An 8,200-nucleotide genomic window follows, 5' to 3' on the forward strand; every position below is an offset into this window, starting at 1 on the left:
GTTGAAGCATGAAACCCAACGCCCGCTCATGTTACGCTACCGCTAACCCATCCTACAAATAATTGTGCCTCCCTACTTATCAGTTATCAGTTATCAGTAAACAGTAAACAGTAAACAGTAAACAGTATAAGTGAACTGAAAACTTACATCTGATAACTGATAACTGATTCAAGGCTGACGGCGGTAAGATAGCTTATCGTTAGATCATATTGATCAGGTTAAAAAAAGAGTGTGAACTAACACACTCTCAGCATATCGAAACAGCCAAAGTTTTGCAATAGATTAAATCTTTTCGGTTAGCTTAGTCAGAACGCGATTGGAACGTTCCACAAAAGCTTGCATTCCCTCGGCATCAAATCCTTTTTGAGCGATTAAAGCTAAATCATAAACGTGCTGACAGAGCATTTTCGCTAATTGCGCCGATGGAGATTCGCCGCTACCAGTAACAATACTTCCCTGACTAATCTGGATAATTTGTTGAATTAGGGGATGATTAGTATTAATCATCAGAATATGTTCTTCGGGGAAAGCCATGGCTTTTTGTTGCATCATTGCCGTCATTTCCTGTAAGCGTCGCATCGCTTCTGGAAGTAAGACAATTGCTGGGGGAGTACCTTGGGGATCATCGGATTTCAAGGCTTCAGTTTTGATATTGATGCGGGAATTATCGAGGGCTTTGGCGAAGATTTCTTTGATCAATTCAGCCCGGGTTTTATTACTACCGGGATCGATAATTTCACTAGCTTGATCCTGTTCGAGCAGCGTCGAGTCTAATTCAGAATCAACCCGGGTGAATTTCACATCGGAGTATTCTCTTTCTAGGAAAGGAATAAAATAATTAGTATCGATGAAAGAATCAAAGAAAAGGATTTCTAAGCCTTGATTTTTGTAGAGTTCAACGTAGGTGGATTGGCTACGAGGATCGGTACAGTAAAAAACTCGATTTTCGTGGCGTTCTTTATGGCGTTCTAGGTAGGCTTTGAGAGTAGTATAACCTTCCTGTTCGATCGCTTCTAGGGGAGTTTTCGCCGTTGCTTCTTGCCATGCGTCACCTTCGGCGGTTTGCACTGCCACTTGTACTGGGGTTTCTGGGGGTTTGTAGGTAGTCCGATAGATTAAAATATCTTCTACCTGCTGTTTAAATTTATCCTCTTTCAAGGAACCAAATTTAATAAAAGTTCCCACATCTCCCCAACAACGAATATATTCTTTTGCGTCTTCATTGTAGAGAGATTTGAGGCGATCAGCAATTTTTTTGGCAATAAAATCGGCAATACGGCGAACGGTGCGATCTTTGGTTAAAGCACTTCGAGACACATTTAAAGGAATATCTGGACTATCGATAACTCCTCGCAAGGGGATCAGAAAATCGGGAATAATTTCCTCGCAATGATCGCTGACAAAAACCTGATTACAGAATAACTTTAACTGTCCTTTTGAGACATCCACATCCGGTCTGAGTTTGGGAAAATAGAGAATGCCATTGAGCAGGAAAGGATAATCAGTATTCAGATGTACCCAGAGTAAAGGTTCTTCTTGGAAAGGGTAGAGATAACGATAGAATTCTAGGTAGTCTTCTTTAGTCAGATTTTGAGGAGATTCTTTCCATAAAGCCCGTTGTTGATTAATCACTTCCCCATCAATTTTAATGGGAACGGGCATAAAATCTGAGTAGGTTTTGACTAACTGGCGAATGCGGGCAGGTTCTAAATATTCCCCTTCCTCATCCATTAAAGTTAGGGTGATAGTGGTGCCGATTTGGCTACGGGAAGAATCGGTTAATTCAAACTCCGGAGAACCATCACAGCACCAATGGACAGGGGTAGCCCCTTCCTGATAGGAAAGAGTATCAATCTCTACCTTTTTAGCCACCATAAAAGCCGAATAGAAACCTAGGCCAAAATGACCGATTAAATCGTTGGCTGATTTTTGGTATTTATTGATAAATTCTTCCGCACTGGAAAAGGCAACCTGGTTAATATATTTCTTGATTTCTTCCGCCGTCATCCCGATACCATTATCGGTAATTGATAGGGTACGATTTTCTTTATCGATGGCGAGATTAATTTCTGGTTCGGGGACTTCTCCTCTCGCTTCTCCTGCTAAAGAAGCCATTTTTAATTTCGAGATGGCATCAACACTATTGGATATCAATTCCCGTAGAAAAATTTCATGGTCAGTGTAGAGAGATTTTTTGATAATAGGGAAGATATTCTCGGTATGAATCGTGATATTACCTTTTTCGAGTACCGTCATACGTTCAATCACTAAGGGCTTGACTATTCTAACTTTTTTATTTTGCTCGATAATGGCACTATTGATCACAGAGCGATTGCCCAACTTTTTCTAGGGTGATAACCGTACCGATAAAGGCATTTAACGGCAGCAGGGCGATTTCTAGAACTCGATCGCAAAAATTAGGGGTAAGTGCCAGATTATCGCAGTTATTGATGACTTTTTGACTTTTGCAAGCGGTTGGTTGAGATTTGCTGATTGAGCCAGAATTGCAGTAGCTCTACTGTTTACTTTGCAGATATCCCTCAATCAAAATATCGGGATTGAGATAATTAACCGTGACATTTTCTAACTGTAAAGCTTGGCTCATTAGCTGGAAACCTAAATCACCCACGGCAGTGGGTGCATTAATTCCCCCGATGATTTTGGGCGCGATAAAAGCGATAATTTTTTGTACCATGCCCTCAGCGATCGCCGATGCACTTAAACCGCCGCCGCACTCCCACAAAACCTGACAAAATCCTCTCTGATAGAGATTTTCCATCACTAAAGTGGGTGTCACCTCGGTGAGTTCGATCACTTCCACGCCTTTTGTTAATAATTGTTGCTGAAGCTTGACATTAGAATCAATTTGTGTATAGACAAGCGTGGGAAATTGACTGGTATCCCAAAGATGGGCCGAGGGAGGTAAATCGAGCGATCGAGTCATGACCACGCGCAGGGGATTATGATCGGAGAGGCCGTGAGTGGTGAGGTGGGGATTATCTTGACGGACAGTGCTACCGCCGACGATAATCGCATCACAGGCCGATCGCAGTCGATGGACTATTTGGCGAGAAGCGGGGCTAGTAATCCAAGTGCTATGACCGCTAGTGGCGGCAATTTTGCCATCGAGAGTCATGGCATATTTGAGGATACCGAAGGGTTTTTTAGCGGTGATGCGATGGATAAAACCCTGATTGAGTTGAAGACATTCGGACTCCTCCACTCCCACCAGCGTCTCGATGCCTGCCGATTCTAATCTTTGAATGCCTTTCCCCGCCACCAGGGGATTAGGATCGATCATCCCCACCACCACTTTTTTAATGCCTGCTTGCACAATTGCCTCGCTACAGGGGGGAGTACGTCCATAGTGGTTACAGGGTTCGAGATTGACGTATAAAGTGGCACCACGGGCTTTTTCTGCCGCCTGTCTCAGGGCGAAAACTTCTGCATGGGGTTGTCCGGCCCCCGGGTGAAAACCTTCGCCGATAATTATACCCTCGTGAACGATCACAGAACCCACCAAAGGATTAGGAGAAGTCCGCCCCAAGGCTTGCCTAGCAAGGGTTAGACATCTTTGCATCATTGTGCGATCGAATTCCGTTGCTCGGGCCATGGTTTATTTCTCCAAAGGAGGGGAGACTTTATCAGTGATCAGTAATCAGTAATCAGTAATCAGTGATCAGTGGGAAGCTTTTTTCAGTGTTGCCAAAGGCACGGCGTAGCCGTCCAGTAAACAGTAATCAGTGAACTGAAAACTCACATCTGATAACTGATAACTTATCTACTATTGTTATTTAAAAGTGAAACGTATCAGAGGATACAGAAATCTCAAATAAAAAAAAACAAAGATCAAAAAACATTGACTACTCACACCCCAAGATAAATCCCTAGGCGTTTGGTCTTCTGAAATGATTGACCTCTGTTCCTAGGATTTAGCGGTTGAACGGACATAATTGCTCGGTAATTATTTTCAACAGTAATGAATCGACCTACTAACTCAAAAAAGTAAATGAATTAACGATGAAACGAATTGCTCGAAAATCTGGGGAACTTGTCGGTTTGTTACCGAAAATTAACCCTGTCTGGTTAGCCTGTGTTCCCTTGTCCGCGATTATTTTTGTGGTTTGGAACGCGGCCGTACACGCCCAGGATGCGAAACCCCTAACCCCCGAAGATGTCCAAAACGCCCTCAATACAATCTGGGTTTTAATTGCCGCCATCCTCGTGATCTTTATGAACGCGGGTTTTGCGATGCTAGAAACGGGATTCTGTCGCCAGAAAAATGCCGTTAACGTTCTCGCCAAAAACCTGATCGTTTTCGCCCTCTCCACCATATCATTTTGGGCGATCGGTTTCTCCCTGATGTTTGGGTCTGTCAGTAACGAATTTTTCGGTACAGGAGGCTGGTTCCTTAGCAGTAGCGATCCTGCCACCTACGCCATGCCTGCCTCTTTGCCCACCTCGGTGTTCTTCCTGTTCCAAGTCGCTTTCGCGGGAACGGCGGCAACCATTGTATCTGGGGCGGTGGCAGAACGGATTAAATTCGTCGATTTCCTCGTTTTTAGCTTAATTATCGTCGGTATCATGTACCCGATCACCGGTCACTGGGTTTGGGGTGGCGGTTGGTTAGCCGACCTTGGTTTTAAAGACTTCGCTGGTTCGACGGTGGTCCACTCGGTGGGTGGTTGGTCTGCTTTAACCGGGGCGGCAATTCTCGGCCCGAGAATGGGTAAATACATCAACGGTCGCACCAGTGCCTTACCCGGCCATAACATGAGTATCGCGACCCTGGGTTGTTTAATTCTCTGGATTGGCTGGTTCGGGTTTAACCCCGGCTCTACTTTGGCAGTTAATGAAACTGTACCCTATATCGCTGTCACCACTAACCTCGCCGGGGCTGCAGGTGGCATTGCCGCTACCTTTACCGCTTGGGCGAAAGATGGTAAACCCGACCTTTCGATGATTATTAACGGTATTCTCGCCGGTTTAGTAGCCGTTACTGCCGGTTGTGATGGTGTATCCTATTGGTCGGCGGCAATCATCGGTTTAATTGCCGGTGTAGTCGTGGTTTACTCGGTGTCTTTCTTCGATAACCTGAAAATTGATGACCCGGTGGGTGCAACTTCCGTTCACCTCGTCTGTGGTGTGTTTGGAACTTTAGCCGTCGGTATCTTCAACAAAGATGCGGGTTTAATCACCGGTCAATTCCAACTGTTTATTAACCAAATTATCGGAATTGTGGCAGTGGGAGCATTTACCCTGATTGTTAGTGGTATTGTTTGGACAATCCTTAAGGCTACCCTCGGTATTCGTGTTACTCCCGAAGAAGAAATGGAAGGTTTGGATGTGGGTGAACACGGAATGGAAGCCTATAGCGGTTTCGTCAAGGAGTCCGATATCGTTACTGGTGGCTATTATGCTTCCAGTGTTGACATGGAAACGCCCAGCAGTCGTTAGGGTGAACCTTGTAAAGATAGATTAATTAGATCCCCGACAAAGTTAAAGAGAAAAGGAAGAAGGCCTCGCCCCGATGCGATCGGTGGCTATAATTAGCTTCTAAACCTTTTCTCTTTCGGTTTTTTGTCTCTTTCCAGACAGAAAAAATTAATCTTGCTACTAGGCACCAACCGTCAATGAAAAAGATCGTAGGAATAACCATGCTTTTGCTGGGACTGGGATTCAATTTCGGAGTTGCCCCGGTTTTTGCGGAAACCGTCGCCGCCGCTCCCCCCAATCCGATTAGTGCTGGAGATACAGCTTGGATGCTGATCTCCTCAGCTTTAGTTTTATTAATGACCCCCGGACTGGCTTTTTTTTATGGGGGTTTAGTACGTTCGCGTAACGTCCTCAACACCATGATGATGAGTTTGGTAGCCATGGGCGTAATTGGTGTAACTTGGGTGCTTTGGGGTTATAGTCTCGCTTTTGATGTCACCCCGGGTAAAAGTGGTTTTGGTGAAGGGATTGAAGCTTTTATCGGTGGTCTGGATTGGATTTTTCTCAACGGAGTCACCGCCGCCGCACCTGACAATATCGGTTATGCACCCACCGTTCCCCATCAAGTGTTTATGGTCTATCAGATGATGTTCGCCATCATCACCCCGGCTTTAATTTCGGGTGCGATCGTGGAACGGGTCAACTTTAAGGCCTATTTTTGGTTTTTACTGCTTTGGTCCACCTTTATCTATTCTCCCCTAGCTCACTGGGTTTGGGGTAAGGGTTGGTTGGCAGCCACTGGGGCGCTGGATTTCGCCGGTGGAACCGTTGTTCACATTAGTTCTGGGATTTCCGCACTGGTGGCCGCTTGGGTAATCGGTCCGCGGCGTAGTTTTGGAACTCAAACCTATGCACCCCATAATGTGCCGTTTGTTCTCCTCGGTATCGGTTTACTCTGGTTTGGTTGGTTTGGTTTTAATGGGGGTAGTGCGCTTTCCTCTAGTTCCCTAGCTACGACAGCCTTTGTTAATACCACGATCGCCGCTTCGGCTGGTGGTTTGACATGGATGCTGATAGAATGGATTTTACGGGCTAAACCGACAGCGATCGGTATTGCTAGCGGATTTTTGGGGGGATTAGTGGGTATTACTCCCGCTGCCGGTTTTGTTCTACCCATCGGTGCGATTCTGATTGGTTCGATCACTGCCCTTACCTGTTTTTTTGCGGTTAGTCTCCGGGCAAAATTGCGCTTTGATGACTCTTTGGATACCTATCCTGTCCATGGTGTGGGTGGGACAATAGGGGCGCTGCTTACGGGGGTTTTTGCCACTAAATCGGTTAATTCCTTGGGTAATGACGGTTTACTATTTGGCAACCCCGGCTTAGTCTGGACGCAATTTGTTGGCGTTGCCGCTACTTATATCTTTGCTGCCGTGGGTACTTTTGTTATCCTGAAAGTTCTCAGTCTATTTATGGAGCTGCGGGTTAAACCGAATACGGAAGCGGAAGGGTTAGATGTGCCTCAACACGGAGAGGAAGCCTACGGACAGGAATTCGAGTTTGGTAGCAGCTTTTCCTACCAAGAAAATCCTCCTAGCACAAATCCTCGAGAAAATTATTAGCGATTCAATCGGCTATCAGTCCGGCCAACAGAGGCGAAATTTCGTCTCTGTGAAACTGGGCTAAAAAATTCCGTTTTTGGTCGTCTTGTCTCTGTCACCGGGGATTGTGATCCTGTCCGTCGCTGGCAAAGAATGCTCGATCGTTATTGTGCGAAGATTCTCCGAGACGGAGAAACTCTCTGCCAAGGCTTAATAATTGGCGATCGCTAAGGCGGATCAAGTTTGATCCAGATGGGCAAAACAGCAAAAAATTACCGATTCCTACTGACAAGAATCAAGAAATTTGTAAGCCAGCTAACTCAGCAATTGTATAGGTGGGTCTGCCTTTAACTTCCTCGTAAATTCTGCCGATATATTCTCCTAGTATTCCGATGCTAATTAGCTGTACAGAACCCAGAAAAAATATAGCGATCATAATCGTGGCAAAACCCGTGATCGGTGAGTCGGGTTGCTGTAAACGCCAATATAATACTAACAGAGCCATAATCAAAGATATCAGGGCAGAAAATAATCCTAGATAGGTGGCAAAACGTAAGGGGACACGGGAAAAAGATACTAGGCTATTAATAGCTAAAGATAATGATTTGCTAAAGGTATATTTTACTTCCCCGGCAAAGCGCGCATCCCGCTCAAATTTAACCGCAGTTTGTGGAAAGCCAATCCAAGCGCGCAACCCACGAATATAACGATTTCTTTCCGGGAGAGAATTTAATAGATCTACCACCTGACGATCCATTAAACAAAAGTCTCCTGTATCGGCGGGAATATCCACATCAGCTAGTCTTTTAAGCAAACGATAAAAGAGATATGCCGTCAGTTTTTTAAACCAACTTTCTTGTTTTCTTTTGGTTCTTTGGGCATAAACTACTTGATAACCCTCTTGCCATTTTTCAATCATTTGGGGAATTAATTCGGGTTTGCTGAATAATGGTAAAACCCTTTTAAAATAAAGCTTTTGACCTGTTAAAGTCCGATGTTAGTGCTGCGAAAATAGGATTGGGACGTTCAAAAACCTTGCATTATCCTTCTTGTAGTACATCGCTTGGTACAAAAAACAAGGGCAACAAAGCCTAAAACGACCGGCTCCTGACGACCGGCTACTGACTCCTACCCCCAGGAAAAACTTTTTCAGCAGACCCTAT

4 protein-coding genes and 1 pseudogene are annotated in these 8,200 nt (G+C 45.0%); 2 read left to right on the forward strand and 3 right to left on the reverse strand.

Annotated features, from left to right (window positions below):
* Window positions 1-282 precede the first annotated feature (282 nt).
* Both htpG and ribD read right to left on the reverse strand, forming a co-directional pair.
* Window positions 283-2,256: a molecular chaperone HtpG gene (gene htpG, locus O9332_RS04400; protein ID WP_288023858.1), complete on the reverse strand. Its 1,974-nt coding sequence runs from the start codon at window positions 2,254-2,256 to the stop codon at window positions 283-285.
* Between the two features lie 259 nt (window positions 2,257-2,515).
* A complete protein-coding gene (ribD, locus tag O9332_RS04405) occupies window positions 2,516-3,613 on the reverse strand; it encodes a bifunctional diaminohydroxyphosphoribosylaminopyrimidine deaminase/5-amino-6-(5-phosphoribosylamino)uracil reductase RibD (protein WP_288023850.1) in 1,098 nt (365 codons plus the stop codon).
* A 407-nt stretch (window positions 3,614-4,020) separates the two neighbouring features.
* On the opposite strand from ribD, the gene O9332_RS04410 reads away from it, so the two are divergent.
* A complete protein-coding gene (locus O9332_RS04410; RefSeq protein WP_288023853.1) occupies window positions 4,021-5,457 on the forward strand; it encodes an ammonium transporter in 1,437 nt (478 codons plus the stop codon).
* 176 nt (window positions 5,458-5,633) lie between these two features.
* Window positions 5,634-7,058 carry an ammonium transporter gene (locus O9332_RS04415; protein WP_288023856.1) on the forward strand — a complete coding sequence of 475 codons (1,425 nt, stop codon included), beginning with the start codon at window positions 5,634-5,636 and terminating at the stop codon, window positions 7,056-7,058.
* A 274-nt stretch (window positions 7,059-7,332) separates the two neighbouring features.
* On the opposite strand, the pseudogene O9332_RS04420 reads toward O9332_RS04415, so the two are convergent.
* Window positions 7,333-7,974: pseudogene (locus tag O9332_RS04420) on the reverse strand (glycosyltransferase); the annotation flags it as partial.
* Between the last annotated feature and the right edge of the window lie 226 nt (window positions 7,975-8,200).

It is taken from the genome of Microcystis sp. LE19-10.1B (assembly GCF_027530565.1).
Classification (GTDB): Bacteria; Cyanobacteriota; Cyanobacteriia; order Cyanobacteriales; family Microcystaceae; genus Microcystis; species Microcystis aeruginosa.

What these genes read in the sequence shown, in the direction of transcription:
- htpG (WP_288023858.1), bottom strand. Translation starts at nt 2,256, where the DNA reads ATGACGGTACTCGAAAAAGGTAATATCACGATTCATACCGAGAATATC.
- ribD (WP_288023850.1), bottom strand. Translation starts at nt 3,613, where the DNA reads ATGGCCCGAGCAACGGAATTCGATCGCACAATGATGCAAAGATGTCTA.
- O9332_RS04410 (WP_288023853.1), top strand. Translation starts at nt 4,021, where the DNA reads ATGAAACGAATTGCTCGAAAATCTGGGGAACTTGTCGGTTTGTTACCG.
- O9332_RS04415 (WP_288023856.1), top strand. Translation starts at nt 5,634, where the DNA reads ATGAAAAAGATCGTAGGAATAACCATGCTTTTGCTGGGACTGGGATTC.